Annotated in this window: 19 protein-coding genes; 11 read left to right on the forward strand and 8 right to left on the reverse strand. The window is 62.8% G+C overall.

Annotated features, from left to right (window positions below):
* The first annotated feature begins 259 nt into the window (after positions 1–259).
* The 10 genes from sufB (at position 260) to U5A65_RS04905 (ending at position 9,331) form a co-directional block, all read left to right on the forward strand.
* Entirely contained in the window at positions 260–1,708 is a 1,449-nt protein-coding gene (gene sufB, locus U5A65_RS04860) for a Fe-S cluster assembly protein SufB (RefSeq protein ID WP_321911895.1), read from the forward strand.
* Between the two features lie 13 nt (positions 1,709–1,721).
* Positions 1,722–2,534, forward strand: a complete 813-nt coding sequence (gene sufC / locus U5A65_RS04865; RefSeq protein WP_321911893.1) for a Fe-S cluster assembly ATPase SufC — start codon at positions 1,722–1,724, stop codon at positions 2,532–2,534.
* Entirely contained in the window at positions 2,531–3,856 is a 1,326-nt protein-coding gene (gene sufD, locus U5A65_RS04870) for a Fe-S cluster assembly protein SufD (RefSeq protein ID WP_321911892.1), read from the forward strand. The genes sufC and sufD overlap by 4 nt, the downstream gene beginning before the upstream one ends.
* Positions 3,853–5,106 (forward strand): cysteine desulfurase, encoded by a 1,254-nt coding sequence (locus U5A65_RS04875; RefSeq protein WP_321945631.1) that lies wholly within the window; start codon positions 3,853–3,855, stop codon positions 5,104–5,106. Before sufD ends, U5A65_RS04875 begins: the two co-directional genes overlap by 4 nt.
* Entirely contained in the window at positions 5,103–5,555 is a 453-nt protein-coding gene (gene sufU / locus U5A65_RS04880) for a Fe-S cluster assembly sulfur transfer protein SufU (RefSeq protein WP_321911889.1), read from the forward strand. Before U5A65_RS04875 ends, sufU begins: the two co-directional genes overlap by 4 nt.
* Positions 5,556–5,583: 28 nt before the next feature.
* Entirely contained in the window at positions 5,584–5,910 is a 327-nt protein-coding gene (locus U5A65_RS04885; protein ID WP_321911887.1) for an SUF system Fe-S cluster assembly protein, read from the forward strand.
* Position 5,911: 1 nt separating this feature from the next.
* Positions 5,912–6,244, forward strand: a complete 333-nt coding sequence (locus tag U5A65_RS04890; RefSeq protein ID WP_321911886.1) for a non-heme iron oxygenase ferredoxin subunit — start codon at positions 5,912–5,914, stop codon at positions 6,242–6,244.
* Positions 6,245–6,378: 134 nt separating this feature from the next.
* Positions 6,379–6,594 (forward strand): hypothetical protein, encoded by a 216-nt coding sequence (locus U5A65_RS04895; protein ID WP_321911884.1) that lies wholly within the window; start codon positions 6,379–6,381, stop codon positions 6,592–6,594.
* A 6-nt stretch (positions 6,595–6,600) separates the two neighbouring features.
* Positions 6,601–7,347 (forward strand): 3-oxoacyl-ACP reductase family protein, encoded by a 747-nt coding sequence (locus U5A65_RS04900; protein WP_321945632.1) that lies wholly within the window; start codon positions 6,601–6,603, stop codon positions 7,345–7,347.
* A 313-nt stretch (positions 7,348–7,660) separates the two neighbouring features.
* On the forward strand, positions 7,661–9,331 hold the full coding sequence (locus U5A65_RS04905) for a phospholipase C (protein ID WP_415764158.1): 1,671 nt from the start codon (positions 7,661–7,663) through the stop codon (positions 9,329–9,331).
* Positions 9,332–9,425: 94 nt separating this feature from the next.
* On the opposite strand, the gene U5A65_RS04910 is transcribed toward U5A65_RS04905, so the two are convergent.
* The 4 genes from U5A65_RS04910 to U5A65_RS04925 all read right to left on the reverse strand — a co-directional run bounded on the left by U5A65_RS04910 (position 9,426) and on the right by U5A65_RS04925 (position 13,867).
* Positions 9,426–10,796 (reverse strand): MFS transporter, encoded by a 1,371-nt coding sequence (locus U5A65_RS04910; protein ID WP_321911881.1) that lies wholly within the window; start codon positions 10,794–10,796, stop codon positions 9,426–9,428.
* A gap of 319 nt (positions 10,797–11,115) precedes the next feature.
* Positions 11,116–12,894: an ABC transporter transmembrane domain-containing protein gene (locus tag U5A65_RS04915; RefSeq protein WP_321934770.1), complete on the reverse strand. Its 1,779-nt coding sequence runs from the start codon at positions 12,892–12,894 to the stop codon at positions 11,116–11,118.
* Positions 12,895–12,990: 96 nt separating this feature from the next.
* On the reverse strand, positions 12,991–13,281 hold the full coding sequence (locus U5A65_RS04920) for a hypothetical protein (RefSeq protein WP_321945633.1): 291 nt from the start codon (positions 13,279–13,281) through the stop codon (positions 12,991–12,993).
* Between the two features lie 16 nt (positions 13,282–13,297).
* Complete coding sequence (locus U5A65_RS04925; protein ID WP_321945634.1) at positions 13,298–13,867, reverse strand: sigma-70 family RNA polymerase sigma factor; 570 nt, start codon at positions 13,865–13,867, stop codon at positions 13,298–13,300.
* A 297-nt stretch (positions 13,868–14,164) separates the two neighbouring features.
* Here U5A65_RS04925 and U5A65_RS04930 point away from each other — a divergent pair, with 297 nt between their 5' ends.
* On the forward strand, positions 14,165–14,995 hold the full coding sequence (locus U5A65_RS04930; protein ID WP_321945635.1) for a flagellar brake protein: 831 nt from the start codon (positions 14,165–14,167) through the stop codon (positions 14,993–14,995).
* A gap of 29 nt (positions 14,996–15,024) precedes the next feature.
* Here U5A65_RS04930 and U5A65_RS04935 read toward each other — a convergent pair whose 3' ends face one another.
* Genes U5A65_RS04935 through U5A65_RS04950 form a run of 4 tightly spaced genes read right to left on the reverse strand, consistent with a single transcriptional unit; the run spans position 15,025 to position 20,121 of the window.
* Complete coding sequence (locus U5A65_RS04935; RefSeq protein ID WP_321945636.1) at positions 15,025–15,777, reverse strand: hypothetical protein; 753 nt, start codon at positions 15,775–15,777, stop codon at positions 15,025–15,027.
* Positions 15,778–15,797: 20 nt separating this feature from the next.
* Positions 15,798–16,895, reverse strand: a complete 1,098-nt coding sequence (locus U5A65_RS04940) for a hypothetical protein (RefSeq protein WP_415764304.1) — start codon at positions 16,893–16,895, stop codon at positions 15,798–15,800.
* Positions 16,823–17,344 carry a (2Fe-2S)-binding protein gene (locus U5A65_RS04945; protein WP_321945638.1) on the reverse strand — a complete coding sequence of 174 codons (522 nt, stop codon included), beginning with the start codon at positions 17,342–17,344 and terminating at the stop codon, positions 16,823–16,825. Before U5A65_RS04945 ends, U5A65_RS04940 begins: the two co-directional genes overlap by 73 nt.
* Positions 17,341–20,121, reverse strand: coding sequence for a xanthine dehydrogenase family protein molybdopterin-binding subunit (locus tag U5A65_RS04950; RefSeq protein WP_321945639.1), 2,781 nt, complete (start codon positions 20,119–20,121; stop codon positions 17,341–17,343). Before U5A65_RS04950 ends, U5A65_RS04945 begins: the two co-directional genes overlap by 4 nt.
* Positions 20,122–20,139 lie beyond the last annotated feature (18 nt).

The raw sequence follows: 20,139 nt of genomic DNA on the forward strand, positions 1-20,139 counted from the left end.
TCACTGTTACAGGGTAGAACCTGGCGCGGCCAATGTTGAGTTCTTTTTGCGGCTATTTCGTTTGAGCGCCGCTGGCGGGCGGCTTCACCATCGGCGGGACGGGTAGATACATCGTCATTTCACTCTTGCCAGCAGGGTCTTTCGCATCGGGCGTGCCGGCTTCGCTCTCGCTGCGCCGCGGTTAAACCCCGGCCATGCCAGGGTTTTGACAGCGGTTCTAGAATGAGGTCATGAGTGTACAGGAGACCGTAATAACGTCATGGATACACAAGCGAAAACGTTCGAGGAATTGCTGCGGCGGGAATATCGGCATGGGTTCGTTTCGGACGTGCAGTCGGATACGTTGCCGCGCGGTTTGTCCGAGGACGTGATCCGCCTTATCTCGGCGCGCAAGCAGGAGCCGGACTTCATGCTCGAATGGCGGCTCGCTGCCTACCGGCATTGGCTCACGATGACCGAGCCGCATTGGGCGAGCATCGAACACCCGCCGATCGACTTCCAGGACATCGCCTACTATTCGGCGCCGCTCACGCAGGCAAACCGGCCGAAGAGCCTCGACGAAGTCGATCCGGAACTCCTTCGCACCTACGAAAAGCTCGGCGTGCCGCTCCAGGAGCGCGAGATGCTCGCGGGCGTGGCCGTGGACGCGGTTTTCGACAGCGTGTCCGTTGCCACGACGTTTCGCCGGCAGCTGGGCGAGCTTGGCATCGTGTTCTGCTCGTTCTCGGAAGCGGTGCGCGAGCATCCGGACCTCGTGCGCCAGTATCTCGGTTCGGTCGTGCCGTACACCGACAATTTCTTTGCAACGCTCAACTCCGCGGTATTCAGCGACGGTTCGTTTTGCTATATCCCGCCGGGCGTGCGCTGCCCGATGGAGTTGTCCACGTACTTCCGCATCAACGCACGCAACACGGGCCAGTTCGAGCGCACGCTCATCGTGGCCGACAAGGGCGCTTATGTGAGCTACCTGGAAGGCTGCACGGCGCCGATGCGCGACGAAAACCAGCTGCACGCCGCCGTGGTGGAACTCGTTGCCCTGGAGGGCGCGCAAATCCGCTATTCGACGGTGCAGAACTGGTATCCGGGCGACGCGCAGGGACGCGGCGGCATCTACAACTTCGTGACGAAACGCGGCGACTGCCGCGAGGCCAACGCGAGGATTTCGTGGACGCAAGTCGAAACGGGGTCCGCCATTACGTGGAAATATCCGAGCGTCATTTTGCAGGGCGACAACTCGATTGGCGAATTCTATTCGGCGGCGCTCACCAACCACTATCAGCAGGCCGATACCGGCACGAAGATGGTTCATATCGGGCGCAATACGCGCAGCACGATTCTCTCGAAGGGGATTTCGGCTGGCCGCGGCAAGAACGCGTATCGCGGGCTCGTGAAAATGGCGCGCTCGGCCGAGAACGCCCGCAATTACACCCAGTGCGATTCGCTCCTGCTCGGCGATCGATGCAGCGCGTTCACGTTTCCGTATATCGAGGTGAAAAACCCGAGCGCGAAGGTCGAACACGAAGCCTCGACGTCGCGCATTGGCGAAGACCAGCTGTTCTATTGCCGGCAGCGCGGGCTCACCGAGGAGGACGCGGTGTCGATGATCGTCAACGGTTTTTGCAGGGACGTTCTCAAGGAATTGCCGATGGAATTCGCGGTGGAAGCGCAAAAGCTTCTGGGCGTGAGTCTGGAAGGCAGCGTAGGTTGAGAGGGAGAGCAGTATGCTGGAAGTTCGCAATCTGAATGTCGAAGTCGAAAGCAAGCCGATTTTGCGTGGTGTGGATTTGCGCGTGAACGCGGGCGAGGTTCACGCGATCATGGGGCCGAACGGCTCCGGCAAAAGCACGCTCGCCCACGTGCTGGCGGGGCGCGAGCAATACGTGGTCACGGGGGGCAGCGTGCAGTACGACGGCTGCGACCTGCTCGCGCTCGCGCCCGACGAACGTGCGCGGCGCGGGCTCTTTCTCGCGTTCCAGTATCCGGTGGAGATACCGGGCGTGAGCAATATCTATCTGCTCAAGGCCGCGCTCAACGCGCAGCGCAAACAACGGGGCGAAGCGGAACTCGACGCCATGGACTTTCTCGCGCTGGTGAAAGAAAAGATGGCGGCGATGGAGATGAAGGAAGCGCTTTTGTACAGGGGCGTGAACGAAGGGTTTTCGGGCGGCGAGAAAAAGCGCAATGAGGTGCTGCAAATGACGGTGCTGGAGCCGCGCCTCGCCATTCTCGACGAGACCGACTCCGGCCTCGATATCGACGCGCTGCAACTCGTCGCGCGCGGTGTGAACCAGATGCGCAGCGCGGAGCGGGCGATTGTGCTGGTGACGCACTACCAGCGCCTGCTCGACTACATCGTGCCGGACCACGTGCACGTGCTTGCGCAGGGCCGTATCGTGCGATCGGGTTCGCATGAGCTTGCACTCGAACTGGAGCGCAAGGGCTACGGCTGGCTCGGCGAGCCGGATAGCGACGAACCGGCAGGTGGGCCGGGCGCCGGCCCGCAACACACGGCTGCCGCCAGGGAGCAACGATGAGCGAATCAACGCGCGAGCATTACCGCGACGCTTTCCGCACGATGGCGGGAACGCTGGCGGGCGTCGAGCTGCCCTGGCTGCGCAAGGCAAGGCGGCACGCGTTCGACCGGTTCGAAATCCTGGGCTTTCCCGGCACGCAGCTCGAAGCGTGGAAGTACACCAATGTCATGTCCATTGCGAAGCCGCATTGGCATTTCATGCCTTCGGACGGTGAGCAAACGGATTATGCGCGCCTGATTGACGACCTCGTGCCCGCCGATGCTGGCGGCCGTATCGTGTTCGTGAACGGCCGCCACGCGCCGAAGCTCTCGTACCTGCCGCCTTTGCCGGAAGGCGCATTCGTTGGCACGCTCGCCCAGGCAATACGAAGGATTCCTGATCGGATCGAGTCGATCATGGCGCGCCGCGCGCCGGAGGACGGCTTCGCGGCGCTCAACGGCGCATTTCGAAGCGACGGCTATGTGGTCGTGCTGCCGCCAGGCTGCGTGCTGGACTGGCCGCTGCACGTGTTGTTCTTCAGCAGCGAAGCCGCGCTCGCCATGCATCCATTCAACGCCGTGGTTGCGGCGCGCGGCGCGCGATGTTCGATTGTCGAGCAGTTCGCTGGCATTACCGACGAAGCGTATTTCGTCAACACCGCCACGGAGATCGTCGCCGACGAAGAGGCTGACATTCAGCATTGCCGTATCCAGCAGGAGGCGCGCACAGCGTTTCACATCGCACACGTCGGCGTTTCGCAGCGGCGCGCCAGCCACTTCACCTCGCACTCGTTCGCGTTCGGCGGGGCGTTGTCGCGCACACAGATCGATACTCGCCTCGACGCGGAAGACGCCCAGGTCGATCTGAACGGCCTGTATTTCGTGAGCGCCAGGCAGCACGTGGATCATCACACGCGCATCGACCATGAGATGCCGCGCGGCACGAGCCGCGAATACTATCGCGGCGTGCTCGACGGCGCTTCGCATGCCGTGTTCGACGGCCGCGTGATCGTGCATCAGGACGCGCAGCAGACCAACGCACACCAGGGAAACGACAACCTGCTGCTCTCGCGCAACGCCGAGATCGACACGAAGCCGCAACTGGAGATTCACGCCGACGACGTGAAGTGTACGCACGGCGCGACCGTCGGCCAACTCGACGAGAACCCGCTCTTCTACCTGCGCTCGCGCGGCATTGACGAGCGCATGGCGCGTGCGCTGCTCGTGTGGTCGTTCGCGCGCGTGAGCGTGGATCGCGTGGAAAGCGCTGCGCTGCGCAGCCGGCTCACGCAGCAACTGCTCGCGCGCTTGCCCGGTGGCGAATATCTGCGGGGACTGTCATGAATCTACTCGAACCGGTGAGTATTCCCGACGCCGAAACGGTCATGGGTTGGCGTCGCGACTTTCCGATTCTGCGCGAAAGCGTGCATGGCAAGCCGCTCGTGTATCTCGACAACGCCGCGACCACGCAGAAGCCCGCGAGCGTGATCGCCGCCGAGCAGGCCTATTACGAACATGACAACGCCAACGTGCATCGCGGCGTGCATGCGCTGTCGCAGCGTGCAACCGACGCCTATGAGGGCGCTCGCGCGCGCATTGCGCATTTCCTGCATGCGGCGCACGAGAACGAGATCGTATACACGCGGGGCACGACGGAAGCGATCAATCTGGTGGCGCAAAGCTACGCGCGGCCGCGACTTCAGCCCGGTGACGAAGTGCTCATCACCGCGATGGAGCATCACTCGAACATCGTGCCGTGGCAACTCGTCTGTGCGCAAACGGGCGCGCTGCTGAAGGTGGCGCCGATCGACGACGACGGCACGCTCGACCTCGACGCTTACGAACGCCTGCTCGGCGCACGCACGCGCATGGTGGCCGTCGCGCACGCGTCCAACGCGTTGGGAACCGTGAATCCGGTTGCGCGGATGATCGAGCTTGCGCATGCGCGCGGCGTCCCGGTGCTGGTCGATGGCGCGCAGGCGATCGCGCACCTTCCCGTGGACGTGGCCGCGCTCGGTTGCGACTTCTATGCATTCTCGGGGCACAAGATCTATGGCCCCACGGGCATTGGCGCGCTGTATGCAAAATCGGCGTTGCTCGAGGTCATGCCGCCATGGCAGGGCGGTGGCGACATGATCCGCTCCGTGACGTTCGAGAAGACCGAGTACAACGTGATTCCGTGGCGCTTTGAAGCGGGCACGCCGAATATCGCCGGCGCGATCGGGCTGGCGGCGGCGCTCGACTACGTGAGCGCGATTGGCCTGGAAGTGGCGCAGCGGCACGAGGCTGATCTGCTCGCTTATGCAGACGCTGTTTTGCGTAATATGCCCAACGTGAGAATGATTGGAACTGCGAAGGAAAAGCTGGGCATCCTCTCATTCGTGATGGAGAACGCGCATGCCCACGACGTCGGCACGATACTCGATCATTGTGGCGTGGCGGTGCGTACCGGGCATCATTGTGCGATGCCGGTGATGGAGCGCTATGGCGTGCCGGCCACGGTGCGCGCTTCGTTTGCGCTGTACAACACGCGCTCCGAAGTCGACGCGCTGCTGCACGGCCTCGCGCGCGTAGAAGAGGTATTTCCGTTATGAGCGACCTGCGCGACCTGTACCAGGAAACGATCTTTGACCACTACAGGCGGCCGCGGAACTGTCACGCCGTGACCGGTGCGACGCATCGCGCCGAGGGGTATAACCCGTTGTGCGGCGACCGCGTGACGTTGTATTTGCGTATCGAGGACGGAGTCGTCAAGGACGCGGGCTTCGAGGGTGCGGGGTGCGCGATCGCAACGGCTTCGGCTTCGTTGATGACGGAGGCGCTCAAGGGCCGCACGCAAGCGGAGGTCGAAGCACTGTTCGAACGCTTTCACACGATGGCGACGGCGCCTTCGGACCGGCCGGTCTCGATCGAAGGGCTCGGTAAGCTCGCCGTACTCGCGGGCGTGCGCGAATTTCCGGCGCGAATCAAATGCGCGACGCTCGCGTGGCACACGCTGCACGCCGCGTTGCGTGACGAACGTGGCACCGTTTCAACCGAGTGAGGCAGTGCGCGCCCGGAGGCCAATGACGATGAATACGCAAACAACGAGCGACGACCTGCGCGAACGCGTGATCGACGCGCTGCGCTCGGTGTTCGATCCGGAGATACCGGTCAACATCTACGATCTGGGGCTCGTTTATCAACTTGACGTGGACGCCGAAGCGGGCCGCGTGACGATACACATGACGCTGACCGCGCCCGGTTGCCCGGTGGCGCAAACCTTCCCGGGCACGGTCGAAGATTGCGTGAACGACGTAGAAGGCGTGAGCGAGACGCATGTGGAACTGGTCTGGGAGCCGCCGTGGACAAGAGCGCGCATGTCCGAAGCGGCGCTCCTGCAACTGGGGATGCTTTGACATGGCCGATTGGGTGGACGTGACGCCATACAGCGAATTTCAACCGGGTTCCGTGCGCAGCGTCGACGTGGACGGCACGCCGGTCGCGGTATTCAATCTCGAAGGAACCTGTTATGCGATCGAGGACACCTGTCCGCACGATGGCGGCGTGCTCACGGGCGGCGATGTGGAAGGCGACGAGGTGATCTGCCCGCGGCATGGCGCGCGCTTTTGCATCAAGACGGGAAAAGTGCTCGCGCCGCCCGCGTATGAGGACGTCGCGGTGTTCGCGGTGCGTGTGGAAGCGGGCATGGTGCAGGTGCGGGATGCACGCTGGGACGAGGGCTTTTCCTGAACGCGCATGCCACCCAGGCGCCTCACGCGCAGTGGTCAGCGGCATAATGGATGCGCGCATTGGTGCACGGGTGTGTCGTACCGCGCGCGCCGATCTTCGCGCTCTGCATGCGTTGCAACTATCGAGAGGCATCCATGAAGGCTCTGTTCCATCTTGCAGCGGCGGCCGCGGCAGGCACGCTCGTCATGTTCTACCTGGACCCGATTTCCGGCCCGCGGCGCCGCGCGAAGTTGCGCACCACGCCGTTTTCGCGACGTCGCGGCCGCGTGAGCGCTCACGGTCATGCAGATTCACTCGGCGTGGACGGCGAACTGGCGGGCCCGGGCGGCGGCATTGGCACCGCGCCGTGAGCCCCGATGCCCGCACTTTTCCCGGACCTGAATAACCGCGTTGCGCTCGTGACGGGCGGCTCGCGCGGAATCGGCCGCGCCATTGCCGTTACGCTCGCTTCGGCCGGCGCGGCGGTTGCAGTGAATTACCGGCAACGTGCCGACGAAGCCCGGCAGGTCGTCACGCAGATCGAAAGCGCCGGTGGCCGCGCGCTCGCCTTGCGCGCCGACGTGTCGTCGGCAAGCGAGGTCGCCGCCATGATCGGCGAGATCGAGCGCGGCCTCGGCGCGGTCGACATACTCGTGAACAACGCGGGCACGGGCACCATTACCGACATCGAGTCGCTGACCGAAGCCGAATTCGACCGCACGCTCGCCGTCAATCTCAAGTCGGCGTTTCTCTGCACGCAAGCGGTGTTGCCCGGTATGCGCGCGCGCCGCTGGGGGCGCATCGTCAATCTTTCTTCGGCAGCCGCGCGCGGCGGTGGCCTCGTCGGCGTTCACTACAACGCTTCGAAAGCCGGCCTCGAAGGCTTGACGCGCGGCTACGCCGCACGCGTGGCCCGCGAAGGCGTCACTGTGAACGCCGTGGCGCCCGGGCTCATCGACACCGAGATGGCGGCGCCGCTGAAAGCGGCGAACGTTGCGGAACGGCTGCCCATTGGCCGCCTCGGTGAAGCCAGCGAGGTCGCCCAGGTCGTGCTGATGGTGGTCGGCAATGGCTTCGTCACCGGGCAGACCATTCCCGTGAACGGCGGCGTCAGTTTCATCTAGCACGACGCTGTGCGCTTCGTTTAGTTCACCTTGTTTGCAAACCGGCGTGCGAGCGCCGCGCAATCTTCATACCTGAATTCAAGGCCGATTTCGCCAATTCGGCGCCAATTGCACGCCGAGCCAGCTTCAAACTTACCAATCGAAAATATTTCGTAAGGACTCTGACGCTGAGCATTCATACCCCGATGCTTTAATCCTCATGCCGTGTAGCCTCCGCATTCCGCTGGCATGAGCGCGACGATGCGGGCTGCATAACGCCTTTTCTGCGGCTTCACGGTGACCCCGACAATACGAAACCAACCAGGAGCCGAATATGCAATGGCGTCACGTCGCAGTTGGTTCGCTCACAGCCGCAGCATTCGCATCGACAGTTGCGTGGAGTGCTGGTGACGATCACGACAAGAATCATCCGGAACACGGTCACACTGCTACCCCGATCAAACACCTCGTCGTGATTTATGGCGAGAACGTTTCGTTCGACCACTACTTCGCGACTTATCCGCATGCGACCAACCCGTCCGGCGAGCCTGCATTCAAGGCGCAACCCGGCACGCCCGAAGTGAACGGTCTGACCGGCACGCTGCTGTCCCAAAACCCGAACTTCACGAATGCGGGCAATGGCGCGGGCGCGGCCAATCCGTTCCGTCTGGATCGCACGCAGGCGGCCACGGCTGACCAGAACCACGCCTATACGGCCGAGCAGCAGGCGTACGACAACGGCCGGGCCGACCTCTTCCCGGAGTACACGGGTAATGGCACGAGCGGTGGCGCCGGCGCATTTGGCACGAAGGGCCAGGTGATGGGCTATTACGACGGCAACACCGTCACGGCGCTGTGGAACTACGCGCAGCACTTCGCGATGAGCGATAACGCGTATACGTCGACCTACGGTCCTTCCACGCCCGGCGCGCTCGAAGTGGTCTCGGGCCAGACCAACGGCATGAAGGTTGTGCTAACAACGAAAAAGCCTTCGACCGCGGGTTCGTACTATGTGAACGACGGGCAGGGCGGCTTCACGATGATCAATGACGTCGATCCGGCCAACGACCTCTGCTCGAGCACGACCGACACGGCGCAGATGACGGGCAAGAATATCGGCGACCTGCTGAACGCGCGCAGTGTCTCGTGGGGCGGCTTCATGGGCGGCTTCAACCTCTCGACGACGAACAGCAATGGCACGACCGGCTGCAAGCGCAGCACGCTTTCGCCGGTGGTCGGCGCGTCCACGTCCGACTATATTCCGCACCATAACTGGTTCCAGTACTACGCATCGACGTCGAACCCGCAGCATCTGCGTCCGAGCTCGCTCGCCGCGATCGGGCACAGCGTGGGCAAGAACGGGAACCCCGACCCGGCGAATCACCAGTACGATACCGACGACTTCTTCAATGCCGTGAAGGCGGGCAATTTCCCGTCGGTGAGCTTCCTCAAGGCTCCGGCCTACCAGGATGGCCACGCGGGCTACTCTGACCCGCTCGACGAGCAGGCTTTCGTCGCGAAGGTCGTGAACTTCCTGCAGGAGCAGCACGACTGGGAAGATACGGCCGTTATCGTGGCCTGGGACGACTCGGACGGCTGGTACGACCATGCGTACGCGCAGCCCAACAGTGCTTCGTACGATAGCGTGGCCGACCAGTTGACCGCGGCCGGCATTTGCGGCACCGGTTCGGCGCCGGCCGGCTTGAACGGCAAGCCCGTGAACGGCCGCTGCGGTCCGGGCACGCGCATCCCGTTCGTCGTGATCTCGCCGTGGGCCCGTGAGAACTACGTCGACCACACGTTGATCGACCAGTCTTCTGTGGTGCGCTTCATCGAAGACAACTGGCTTGATGGTCAGCGCATCGGCGGCGGGTCGTTCGACGCCACGGCGGGCAGCATCATGGGCATGTTCGACTTCGACCGCCGTGGCCGTGGCCACGAAGACCGCAGGGTGTTCCTCGACCCGGCGACGGGCGTGGTGCTCGACAAGGCGCCGAAGGCTTGACAGCTTAGGATGGCTGATCGTTAAGGTATGAAAGAAGAAGCGCGCCCCTGCGAGATTCGTCTTGCAGGGGCGCGCTCGATTTTTCAGCGGTTGATCAGGCGGGGTGGGAAGCGTGCCCGTGATCGCCAAGTCCGTGCTTGTCGTCGTATTCGCGTGAAATATCTTTGTTGGTGTAGTCGCCCATGCGCCAGGCGGCAAGCAGACTAATTACCGCGCACACGGCGATATAGATCGCAATCGCGTAACCCGTTTGGTAATACGCGAAAAGCGCTGTGGCGATCAGCGGCGCCGGGCCGCCCGCAATCACGGAAGCCAGCTGATAACCGAGCGAGGCGCCGCTGTAGCGCAACCGCCCCGTGAACGATTCAGCGATGAACGCAGCCTGCGGACCATAAAGCATGGCGTGCGGCACGAGCGAAAGCACGACGGCCACGAAAATCCACGCCGGGTTTTTCGTATCCACCATTCCGAAGTAGATAAAGCCGAAAATGCCTACGGCCACCGCGCCGATCATGTACATGCGCTTGCGTCCGATCAGGTCGGACATGTGCCCAAAGAACGGAATGGTCACGAACTGCAGCACCGCAGCCGCCAATACCGCGCTGAGCATGAGGTCGCGCGAAACGTGCAGCGTCTTCACGCCATAAGTAAAGACGAAGGCTGTGTAGATATAGAACGGCGCCTGTTCGGCCATGCGCGCCAACGCCGAAAGGAGAATGTCCTTGGGCTGGCGGCGAATGACTTCGACCATTGGCGTTTTCTCGATTCTGTTCTCGGCGAGGAGCTTCGCGAAGATCGGCGTTTCAAGAATGTTCAGCCGAATATACAGGCCGATCGCGACAAGCACGATGCTCAGCAGGAACGGCACCCGCCATCCCCATGTCATGAAACTGTCTCCGGAAAAGCGGCTGACGACGAGCACCACGAGATTGGCGATAAAGAGCCCCGCCGGCACGCCGAATTGCGGCCAGGAGGCGACGAAGCCGCGGTGCGCATTGGTGCGGGTCCATTCCATCGACATCAGGACCGAACCGCCCCATTCGCCGCCCACGCCGACGCCCTGGATAAAGCGCAGCACCGTGAGCAAAATGGCGCCCCAGATGCCGATCGACGCATAGGTCGGCACAAACGCCACGGCGAACGTGGCGACGCCCATGAGCAGCAAGGTGACGATCAGCGTGGCCTTGCGGCCGACGCGATCGCCGTAGTGCCCGAATATCGCGGCGCCTACCGGCCGGGCGACGAAGCCCACGGCATAGATGAGAAAGGCCTGCAGGGTGCCAACGAGCGGGTCGGATTCAGGAAAGTACAGCTTCGCGAAGATCAGCCCGGTGACTGTACTGTAGAGAAAGAAGTCGTACCATTCGATCGTCGTGCCGATGGTGCTGGCAATCACAGCGCGGCGCAACTGGCGATGAGCGTCTTCCTCCGAAAGGAGCGTGGCTCCTGGTTGATCGGCATTCATTTCGCACCCCCAAGGCAAGCGCGATTTGGCCCATGCGAAACGCATGGCCAGGGCTCCCGGTGGTGCGCAAAAAATGTGCCCTGATTCGCCGGGATCATGACGTTGCCGGGTCAGGTGGACGTGATACGTCCCTTGCTACCGCTCCATCCTGCCTGGCATGGGTTGAGACGTTGTTATACGAGTCGATGGTATATCACGTTGTGATGCGGTGCGCGTGATTTGAATGAAGCTGTCATGTGGCAGTGGCGCATTATCTATCCTCGCAGGCGCTCAGCCCTTCCGACTATGTCCCGATCGCGCCGGGCGTCCCGGTTGATTTTTACGTCACGGTGTTCACGTGCTGCGCGCCGAACTGCAGCGCCGCGAGCTGCGCATAAAGCGGCGAACTCTGCAGCAGTTCCGCGTGCCGGCCTTGCGCCACGATACGGCCTTGTTCCATGACGACAATGCGGTCGGCTTGCTGCACGGTGGCGAGACGGTGAGCGATGACGAGCGTCGTGCGGTTTTGCGCGGCGTTGTCCAGCGCCGTTTGCACGAGGCGCTCGCTCGCGGCGTCGAGCGCGCTGGTGGCCTCGTCGAGCAGCAGAATGGGCGGGTTCTTGAGGATCGCGCGCGCGATGGCAATGCGCTGACGTTGACCGCCGGAAAGGCGCACGCCGCGTTCACCGAGAAAAGTGTCGTAGCCCTGCGGCAGTTGCTCGATAAAGCCGGCCGCCGCGGCCATTTCGGCGGCGTGCTGGACGGCTTCGAGCGTGGCGTCGGGCGAGCCATAACGAATGTTGTCGAGCACGCTGCCCGAAAAGATCACGGATTCCTGCAGCACCACGCCGATCGCCTGGCGCAACGCCGCGAGCGACACCTGTTGGGTCGGTACACCGTTGATGCTGAGGGTGCCCGACTGCGGATCGTAAAAGCGCAGCAGCAGCTGAAAGAGCGTGGTTTTGCCCGCGCCTGAGGGACCGACGAGCGCGACATGTTCACCCGGGCGCACGTCGAGCGAGAAGTCGTCGAGCGCGGCAATGCCGGGGCGCGAAGGGTAGGAGAAGCCAACCTTGTCGAACCGTATACCCGAGCCGTGAACCGGCAGCGGCACGGTTGCCGCCGCCTGCGCGACAGGCGAGCGCGCGGCGAGCAGTTGCAGCAGCCGTTCGGTCGCGCCCGCGGCCCGTTGCAGATCGCCCCACACTTCGGCCACGGCGCCCACCGCGCCAGCCGTGAACACCGCGTACAGAATGAACTGGGAGAGCTGGCCCGCGCTCATCTGCCCCGCGAGTACCGCCTGCGCGCCGAGCCACAGTACGAACACAATCGCGGCGAACACGAAGACGATCACCACGGCCGTCAATCCGGCGCGCGCCCGGATGCGTTTGAGCGCCGTTTCAAAGGCCGTTTCCACGGCGCCGCCAAAGCGTTTCGCCTCGAACGCCTCCTGCGCATACGACTGCACGGTGGGCATCGCATTGAGCACTTCGCCTGCCAATGCGCTTGCGTTCGCAACCTTGTCCTGGCTCGCGCGCGACAGCCGCCGCACACGCCGCCCGAAGAGGATGATCGGTGCGACCACAACGACCAGTGTCGCGATGATATAGCCGGACAGCACGGGGCTCGTCGCGACGAGCATTGCCACGCCGCCGACCGTGAGCAATAAATTGCGCAAGCCCAGCGAGAGACTGGTGCCCACTACGGTCTGGATCAGCGTTGTGTCGGTGGTGAGCCGCGAGAGCACTTCGCCCGATTGCGTGGTCTCGAAGAACTGCGGGCTCATGCGTATTACGTGGTCGTATACGGCGCGGCGCATGTCGGCCGTCACCCGCTCGCCGAGCCACGAGACCCAGTAGAAGCGCAGGGCCGTGGCGGCGGCCAGGATCAGCGAAACGACGAAGAGTGCAATGAAATAGCGATCGATATGCGTGCGATCGCCGCTCGCGAAGCCACGGTCGATCAGGTACTTGAACGCCACCGGCAGCGCGAGCGTGGCGCCCGCCGAGGTCAGAAGCGCGAGGAATGCGAGCGCCCAGCGCCCCGCATAGGGGCGCAGAAAGGGCAGAAGGGAAAAGAGGGGCGCGACGCGTGACGGTCGGGCGGCGACATCTGGCATGGAGCTTCCTGGCGGATCGGCGATAGGTCAATTGTGCCAGCCCGCCGCGCGGCGAGGCTGGCGAGCGGTGCGTTACGGCGAAGGGGGCGTCGCCCCCTAGGTTGCGCCATTGCGGAATTGTTCGCGCTCTTGCGGCGTCATGTTTTGCCATTGTTGCCACTGGTGCCGGTGCATGCGCCTGCTGCAGCCGCCATGCCCGCGGAATCCGCCGAACAGAATCCGGCACAGCACCAGCAGGCCAATCGCACGTGGATAGTCGATGGCATGCGCACCCGCCACGATCGCCGGGGCGATCCAGTTCCACAGGCCCATGACGATGGCGCCCAGCAACGCGATAACGGCCACCATCAGCAGCGCCTTGGCGAATATTTTGCGGCGAAACTTCATTTCATTCTCCTTCGTTTCAAATTTCGAAGCCGTCCCATGACGCGCGCAAACGTTCGCGCAGATGCAGCACCGCATACCGTTTGCGCGCCAGCAGCGTGTTCACGCCAACGCCGCTCGCGGCGGCCATTTCCTTGAAGCTGCGCCCGTCCAGTTCGTGCGCGACGAACACCTCGCGCTGGCTCGCCGGCAATTCGTCGAGCGCGGCGCGCAGGGCCTCGAGCATCGCCGCGCGTTCGTAGGCGGCCTCGGGGCCGGCGTCGGGCGAGGGCAGCGCGAGGTCGAGCCGATACTCGCTCTCGTCGCCCTCTGGCTCGGTGAGCGGCACTTCCTTGCGTTTGCGAAACCGGTCGACGATGCGATTTCGCGCCACGCGAAAGAGCCACGCGCCAACCTGCTCGATGGGCTCCGGCAGCCGCCATGCTTGAACCAGTTCTTCGAATACGTCCTGAAGAATGTCCTCGGCTTCGTCCTGGTCGATCACCCGGCGGCGGATGAAATTGCGCAGCCTCGGGCGCTCGCGGGCGACGGTGTCGGCGATTTCGCGCTCCTGCGTGGCGAGCGGGCTCAGGGTGGGCGGCGTTTCCATACCCGTGTAGACGATTCAGAAAAAGAAATATTGTGGCGCGTAATCTCCGGCTTTATGTGGCATGAATATTTCGTTAAACAAGGCCCGAGAATCACGGCACTTTTATTGACATCGGTCACTATATTTCGGTCACAATGCTGCTAACGAAAAAAATCAACAATTCACACGCTATCGGTCATGCACATTCACGAGCCTGGCAGCGGTACTGCGTCAAAAACTCTGGAACGCCTCGCGGACCCTGGGCAATTGCCCCTGGCAACACCGCTGCCATTGGCCGTGTTTCACCATGACGGAACCATGCTGCTGCCGCGAGGCGGGGTGCTGAACAGCGAGCAGCGCGACTTCCTCTTCGCGCACTTTCAGCCTTATCGCAACACGGCGGAAGAGGCGAATCTCGCGAGTGCACAAGACGGCCTGCATGATCGTGCAGATCGTGCGGATCGTGGAAAAGGTCCGTTGACGCTGGACGACATGAACCTGGCCATTGGCGCGCTGCTAGGCATACGCAGCCAGGCGGGCACGGGGCGCGAGATGCTGCCGTGCCGGCTGATCGGTTTCCGGCAAGGCGGCGCGATGTTCGTGACGCCTCCCGCTGCGGCGAAGCCCGCATGGGAGCCGTTCCAGGGCGAGCAGGTCGAGATCGTTGCGATCGCAACACAAGCCGTGTTCTGGCTCGTCTGCACGGTCGAGGCCGTTTGCGCGCATCCGTTCCGCTATCTCGTGCTCTCGGAGCCCGGCACGATACGACGGCTGCGCGAACGCCGCGCCGTGCGCGTGCGCACGCAGCTCGCGGTGCGCTATGGCGTCGATTTGACGGGCGCGGATCTGGACCGGCTCGGCATTGGCTGCGATATCAGCGTGCTGGGCATGTCGCTTGCCGCCGGGTGCAAGATCGGCGAGGTGGGCGAGCGGATTTGCGTGGTGTTTCCAATCGAGGCGGGCAATGTGGGGGCGACGTTCCAGGCCGTCGCCGTGATCCGCAATCTGCGCGCCGATACGCCGGCAGAAGGGCTGACCTTGCACGGGCTCGAATTCGACGCGCTTGCTCCCGAGAGCCTCGTCGCCCTCAAGACCTTCGTGTTCGATCGGCAGGACGCCGTGTCTTACTGGGCTGGCATGCCGACCTGACTGGTTGATCCGGTCGCGCCTGGTTGAACCTAATTGCGCTTGCTGCGCTTCGCCGCCGGCGCGGTTTTTTTGGCGGCAGCGGCAGCCGTGGTTTTCGCGGCGGTTTTTTTGGCCGGCGCAGCGGCGGGCGCGGCGGTAGCGAGCGTAAAGCCCTGGGCCTTCGCTATCATGTGTTCGGCGATCAGTTCGGTCTGAAACCGGTTGATCGTGTCGGGGTCCGTAAAGATGGTCTGCGTGTTGTTCTGCGCCTTGTAATGCGGGCCCCCCGGCGCGCCGTTGTTCACGAACGTGCCCTCGCCGGAAGCCGACCAGTTCACCGATCCCTCGCCGCCCACTTTGCCGTCGGCCACGAATCCCTTCGTATGACTGATCTGATGGGTCGCCGATTCGCCGATCACGAAGAACGTGTTGAATTTGGCCGGGTTCTGCACAATGTCGGCATTGAGCAGCTGCTTTTCATGTGCGATGTTCGTCTGGCTCCTGTCGAGCGTGATCATCATGGTGATGGTCGGATCGAGCGCTTGCTGCATGAGGATGGCGTTGAGTTCATCGTCGTCGAATCCGAACATGTTCATGTAAAGCGAAACACTGGCGCGCGAAAGGATGTACTTCAGGATGCTGTGAACGTCGTCGCGTCCCACGTAGAAGAGATGGAAGTCCTTGCTGGCGGTGTTCGAGTAGCTCTTCTCGCGCGTGTATTGCTGGAGGTCGAGCAGATCGAAGGTCTGCAGGGTTTGCGTCACATCCGATATGACGTTGCTCGCACTAACGGTTTCAGCCATTTCAGGTCTCCTCGTGCAGGTCAATGCAATGACCGGGTATTCGAACTCGATGGCATGGGCGTGAATGTGCAATTCGGGTCTCTGTGTGCCGCGTCTTTGCAGCAGGCCAGCAGGGCATTGACCGACGCGACGTTGGCCTTGTCCCACTGCGCCGCGCTCATGGCGTTGTCGGTGGGCATCCAGTGGTCATGTGGATAGCTGTTGGCGAGCCGGTCGTTTCCTGGCGCTTTCTGATTGCCCGTCGAGAGCCCGATAAAGGCGGTGCAGCTCTGGTCGCTGCCGATGCGGTGACAGCCAATGCAGGTGTTGCCAGGCGTGCTCATCGTCATGAGGTGATACGACGCAAAAGCCTGCCCGATGCTCGAATACTTTCCCCACGGGTCGGTGGGCACCTTGTCCCACACTTGCCCGATATACGGGCTGAAGATAAAGGGCCCCGCGTCGTGGCATTTGAGGCAGGTGGGGTTGCGCGGCGTGCTGGCGGCAACCACGGTGGGTGTCTCCCAGAATTCGACTGCGGAGAGTTGCCCCGAAGGCGGCCTTCTCTCGTTTGGCGGCGGCACGCGAGTCGCGATGATCCCGCCACTCGCGTGCGCATCGGCTTGTGATTTCGACGGCGGCGGCTTCGACGCAAACCAGCAGGTCTTGCCGTTGCCGGAGTGATGCATCACGACGACTACGCCGTCATAGTGCGGATCCTTGTCATCGCGCAGTACGTCCCGGCGGCAATACGCTGAAATTTGCGTGTTGCCGCGCGAGAGATTGAGGATCTTCGAAAACGGGATGCACTGACCTTTGGCTTCGTAGATCGGGCTCAGCAATGAAGGCTTGTCGCATTGCGTGGGAGACTCATGTGGCCCGGGAGGTTTCCCGTCGATCGTAATGGGTATGTCGGTACCGTTATTGCAATTGAACGGCGGGATCTCGCCAATTTCCCTTACGCATTGATCGGCGTATTCGAGCAATGTCTGCTCGTGCGTATAGGCAGCAGGCGGCACGGTGAACAGGAACCACAGCGCGCACAAGCGGATCCGGAAGCCCATGGTCATCCTCCGCTCTTCATCTGCATTTGTGCGACTTTGCGAATCGCTTCCCGGTATTTCACATAGCCTGTGCATCGGCACAGGTTTCCCCCCACCCAGGTATCGATTTCCGTGTCGAGCTGATCTGCGCTGATACGGTACGCCTTCAAGTGTTCGAGCATGGCGGTCGCCGCCATCAGAAAGCCAGGCGTGCAGTAGCCGCACTGAAACGCGAAAGATTCAAGGAAGGCCTGCTGCAGCAGCGAGAGCCTGTTGCCGTGCGCGAGGCTCTCCACCGTATAGATGTATTGATTCGCCACCGCGCTCATGGGCGTGACGCACGCCAGGGTCTTTTCCATCAGCGCGTCCTGGCTGCTGCGCATGCCTACGGTGCACGCACGGCACGCGCCAATGCCACAACACACCTTGGTCCCGGTCAGGTCGAGGCGCTCGTGAAGGAATTCAGCGAGGCTCATATCGGTATCGGCGGCCGGCACCGTGACCGCGTGTCCATTCACGTGAATCTTGACGTCGCCTTCGCTCACTTCAGGGCCTCGCGTATCTTGTCGGGTGTGACGGGGGTGTCCCTGAAACGATGCCCGGTTGCCATGGCCAGTGCGTTCAGCAGCGCCGGTGCGATGGGACACATCACGGCCTCGCCGATGCCGCGCGCGCTGTGATGCTCTTTGCCCGCGGGCGGCGCGAGCGCGATGAGTTCCTGGCGCGGAACGTCTGCCATACGCGTGATGAGGTAGCGGTCGAGATTCCACGTGCCGTTGCCGGGACCGTGATTGTCGAGCGGACACGATTCGCTCAGCACATTGCTCATCGCCATGGCGACCGCGCCTTGCGACTGGCCTTGCACGATCTCAGGACATATCAGGCGGCCGGCGCTGAGCGCCGTGACGACATGCTCAACCTTCACGCGCCCGCTCTCGGGGCTCACGGATACCGCAACAAGCGCAGCCGAAGGCGCATAGCTCGAGCGCCCGAAGCCGACCCCGTTCGGCGGTTCCAGCAACTCGCCGTGAGGCAGGCTCTCGAGGTGGTGCGTATCGGTGCCAACGGCGATGTAGTCGCAGTCCATCTCGGCCGGACCCGACTCGAACGTGTACTGGCTGCGCCAGAATCCACCCGCGTAGGTAATATGCGCGGCGGCCACGGTAGGCAAGTGCTGGCGATTGATCTCGTCGAGCAGCGCTGGCCAGCCGATCGCCTCGCGCCCGGGGGCGCTCAGCTTGCCATTCACCCACTTGAGGTCTTGCCGATCGACGTGCGGGTTATGCCAGATTTTGCGCGCGGCGGGCAGCACGCTTTGCAGCAGCAACACCATGGCGGCGCGGTCCACGGCCTGAAAGTGCTGGAATGCACCGAGGCACGCGCTCGAAGAGCCGAACGGGCTCGAAATGGGGTAGCTGCGGCTGTCGCACCATTTGCCCAGAACTTTGTAATTGAAATCCGGTATTTGAAAGGCATCGACCTCGTTCATGGTGATGGCCTGCGCGTTCTGCCCGAGGCACGCGGCGGGCGCGAGCGCCAGCGTCGTCGCTGCGCCATTGCCCATGTCCGTGTAGTGCGTGAGCACGTGCAGGCCCGCATTCGGTTGAATCTGGACCATCGCGAATACGGGGTCCTTCGCGGTGCCATACGCCTGGTTCGACATGGCCAGTCCGACGCCGTATCGCAAGCCGTGCGCGCGCCGTTGCGCGCGCACGCTTTCCCTGCTGCGCCATAACTCGTGCGCTTCCAGGCCGTTCAGCAGGGCTTCGAGTTGAAGGTCGAACAGGATGGGCGCGCCAGTGAGCGTTTTGCCGCGGCCCTTGGCAAGCAGGTTGTTGCGCCGGATCTCGAACGGACTCTTGTGCAGCGCCTGCGCGGCTTCGTCCATGAGCGTTTCGATAGCGAGGTAAGCCTGGGGGCCGCCGAAGCCGCGCTGCGAGCCGCCGAACAGATCGGGCGTATAGCTCACGGCGCTTTGCGCACTCGCGCGCGGAATGTTGTAGCAACTCATGGCGCTCATGGCCGCGAGGTCGCCAACGGCACCCGAGAGGTTCTGCTTGCCGCCGCCATTGAAGGTGAACGAACTGTCGAGCGCCTGGAGCTTGCCGTGACGGTCGAGCCAGATTGTCTCTGTGAACGCGGTGGCCGAACGCTTCAACCCAACCTGAAACTGCTCGTAGCGAGACTGTTGCCAGCGCAGCGCTCCCTTGGCGAAGGGCGCGGCGAGGGCGAGATAAACGGGAAAATTCGAACTGTCGCGGCCGCCGAATCCGCCGCCCGGGTAGCAGCTGATCACATGCACCTGCTTGACGTCGATATTGCTCTTGTAAAACACGTCGCCTGCGGCGATGCCGTCGCCACGCGGCGATTGCGTGCCGAGAACCAGATGCAGGCAACCGGTGTCCGTCTGAAACCAGGCCAGTCCCGACTCCGGCTCCATGAACATCGGATCGATTGCGGGCGTCGTAAAAGAGCCTTTGAACGCGCGCCAGGCGTTGCTGTCCACTCTCGTTGCGACCCGATTCAGCATGTCGCTTCTTTTCTTCTTGCACGTCTCGATGAATGCCTGACTCGGACGTCCCTTGGTGTCCACGTCCATCAGGAGGTTCGAAAACGACGTGTCGTCGTCGCGCACATAGATCTTGTTCGCGGAGGCATACCAGTCGGTCGGCGCGGCGCGCTTCGATACCGTTGCGCCATAGCGGATCACCGAATCGTTGAAATCGAGCAGCTTCTTTGCGTGGCGATACGTGTCGAAGTTTTCGAAGATCAACAGGGCGACGGGCTGGCCATAGCAATTGGCGGGTTGCCCCTTTTGTGCAAAGAGGAAGATATCCTCGTGCTGTAACGGATCCGGCTCAGAAGCCAGATAGATACGATTGTCATTCAGCGTCTGGTTGGATACCACGGCAATCGGGCGAAGATCATGCGGTAATACGCTCAGGTCGAAGTCTTCGAAATTCTTGTCGACGCAATTGCATCTGAGCGCGTATAACCAGTTTTCTTCTTTCGGCCAGCCGTCGAAGTCGCGCGCCTTGAAATCGCGCGCATAGATCTTCGCGCCTGTGACCTTGGGTACACCCTCGATTCGCCAGCGCGCCTTGCCTGGCTCCGGCGCCCAGTCGGGCGCGCCATTCGGTGCCTGCGGGGTGGCGTGGGCGCTTGTCGCGGTATTCGGGGTATTTGCGGTGTGGCCAGCGGCCGGGCGCTGCGAGGAACAGGCGCCCGTGAAAGCGGTAACGGAGCTGACCGAGATCGTGAATGCGCCACTCCCCATGGCTTTGAGGAATGTCCGGCGGGTGATCGGAACATCGCAAGCCATGTTGTGCCTCCACGTACG

This window comes from Paraburkholderia sp. J10-1, assembly GCF_905220165.1.
Taxonomy (GTDB): Bacteria; Pseudomonadota; Gammaproteobacteria; order Burkholderiales; family Burkholderiaceae; genus Paraburkholderia.

Excerpts from the sequence above, each read along its gene's own strand:
- sufB (WP_321911895.1), top strand. The coding sequence starts at position 260 with ATGGATACACAAGCGAAAACGTTCGAGGAATTGCTGCGGCGGGAATAT.
- sufC (WP_321911893.1), top strand. The coding sequence starts at position 1,722 with ATGCTGGAAGTTCGCAATCTGAATGTCGAAGTCGAAAGCAAGCCGATT.
- sufD (WP_321911892.1), top strand. The coding sequence starts at position 2,531 with ATGAGCGAATCAACGCGCGAGCATTACCGCGACGCTTTCCGCACGATG.
- U5A65_RS04875 (WP_321945631.1), top strand. The coding sequence starts at position 3,853 with ATGAATCTACTCGAACCGGTGAGTATTCCCGACGCCGAAACGGTCATG.
- sufU (WP_321911889.1), top strand. The coding sequence starts at position 5,103 with ATGAGCGACCTGCGCGACCTGTACCAGGAAACGATCTTTGACCACTAC.
- U5A65_RS04885 (WP_321911887.1), top strand. The coding sequence starts at position 5,584 with ATGAATACGCAAACAACGAGCGACGACCTGCGCGAACGCGTGATCGAC.
- U5A65_RS04890 (WP_321911886.1), top strand. The coding sequence starts at position 5,912 with ATGGCCGATTGGGTGGACGTGACGCCATACAGCGAATTTCAACCGGGT.
- U5A65_RS04895 (WP_321911884.1), top strand. The coding sequence starts at position 6,379 with ATGAAGGCTCTGTTCCATCTTGCAGCGGCGGCCGCGGCAGGCACGCTC.
- U5A65_RS04900 (WP_321945632.1), top strand. The coding sequence starts at position 6,601 with ATGCCCGCACTTTTCCCGGACCTGAATAACCGCGTTGCGCTCGTGACG.
- U5A65_RS04905 (WP_415764158.1), top strand. The coding sequence starts at position 7,661 with ATGCAATGGCGTCACGTCGCAGTTGGTTCGCTCACAGCCGCAGCATTC.
- U5A65_RS04910 (WP_321911881.1), bottom strand. The coding sequence starts at position 10,796 with ATGAATGCCGATCAACCAGGAGCCACGCTCCTTTCGGAGGAAGACGCT.
- U5A65_RS04915 (WP_321934770.1), bottom strand. The coding sequence starts at position 12,894 with ATGCCAGATGTCGCCGCCCGACCGTCACGCGTCGCGCCCCTCTTTTCC.
- U5A65_RS04920 (WP_321945633.1), bottom strand. The coding sequence starts at position 13,281 with ATGAAGTTTCGCCGCAAAATATTCGCCAAGGCGCTGCTGATGGTGGCC.
- U5A65_RS04925 (WP_321945634.1), bottom strand. The coding sequence starts at position 13,867 with ATGGAAACGCCGCCCACCCTGAGCCCGCTCGCCACGCAGGAGCGCGAA.
- U5A65_RS04930 (WP_321945635.1), top strand. The coding sequence starts at position 14,165 with ATGCTGCTGCCGCGAGGCGGGGTGCTGAACAGCGAGCAGCGCGACTTC.
- U5A65_RS04935 (WP_321945636.1), bottom strand. The coding sequence starts at position 15,777 with ATGGCTGAAACCGTTAGTGCGAGCAACGTCATATCGGATGTGACGCAA.
- U5A65_RS04940 (WP_415764304.1), bottom strand. The coding sequence starts at position 16,895 with ATGCACAGGCTATGTGAAATACCGGGAAGCGATTCGCAAAGTCGCACA.
- U5A65_RS04950 (WP_321945639.1), bottom strand. The coding sequence starts at position 20,121 with ATGGCTTGCGATGTTCCGATCACCCGCCGGACATTCCTCAAAGCCATG.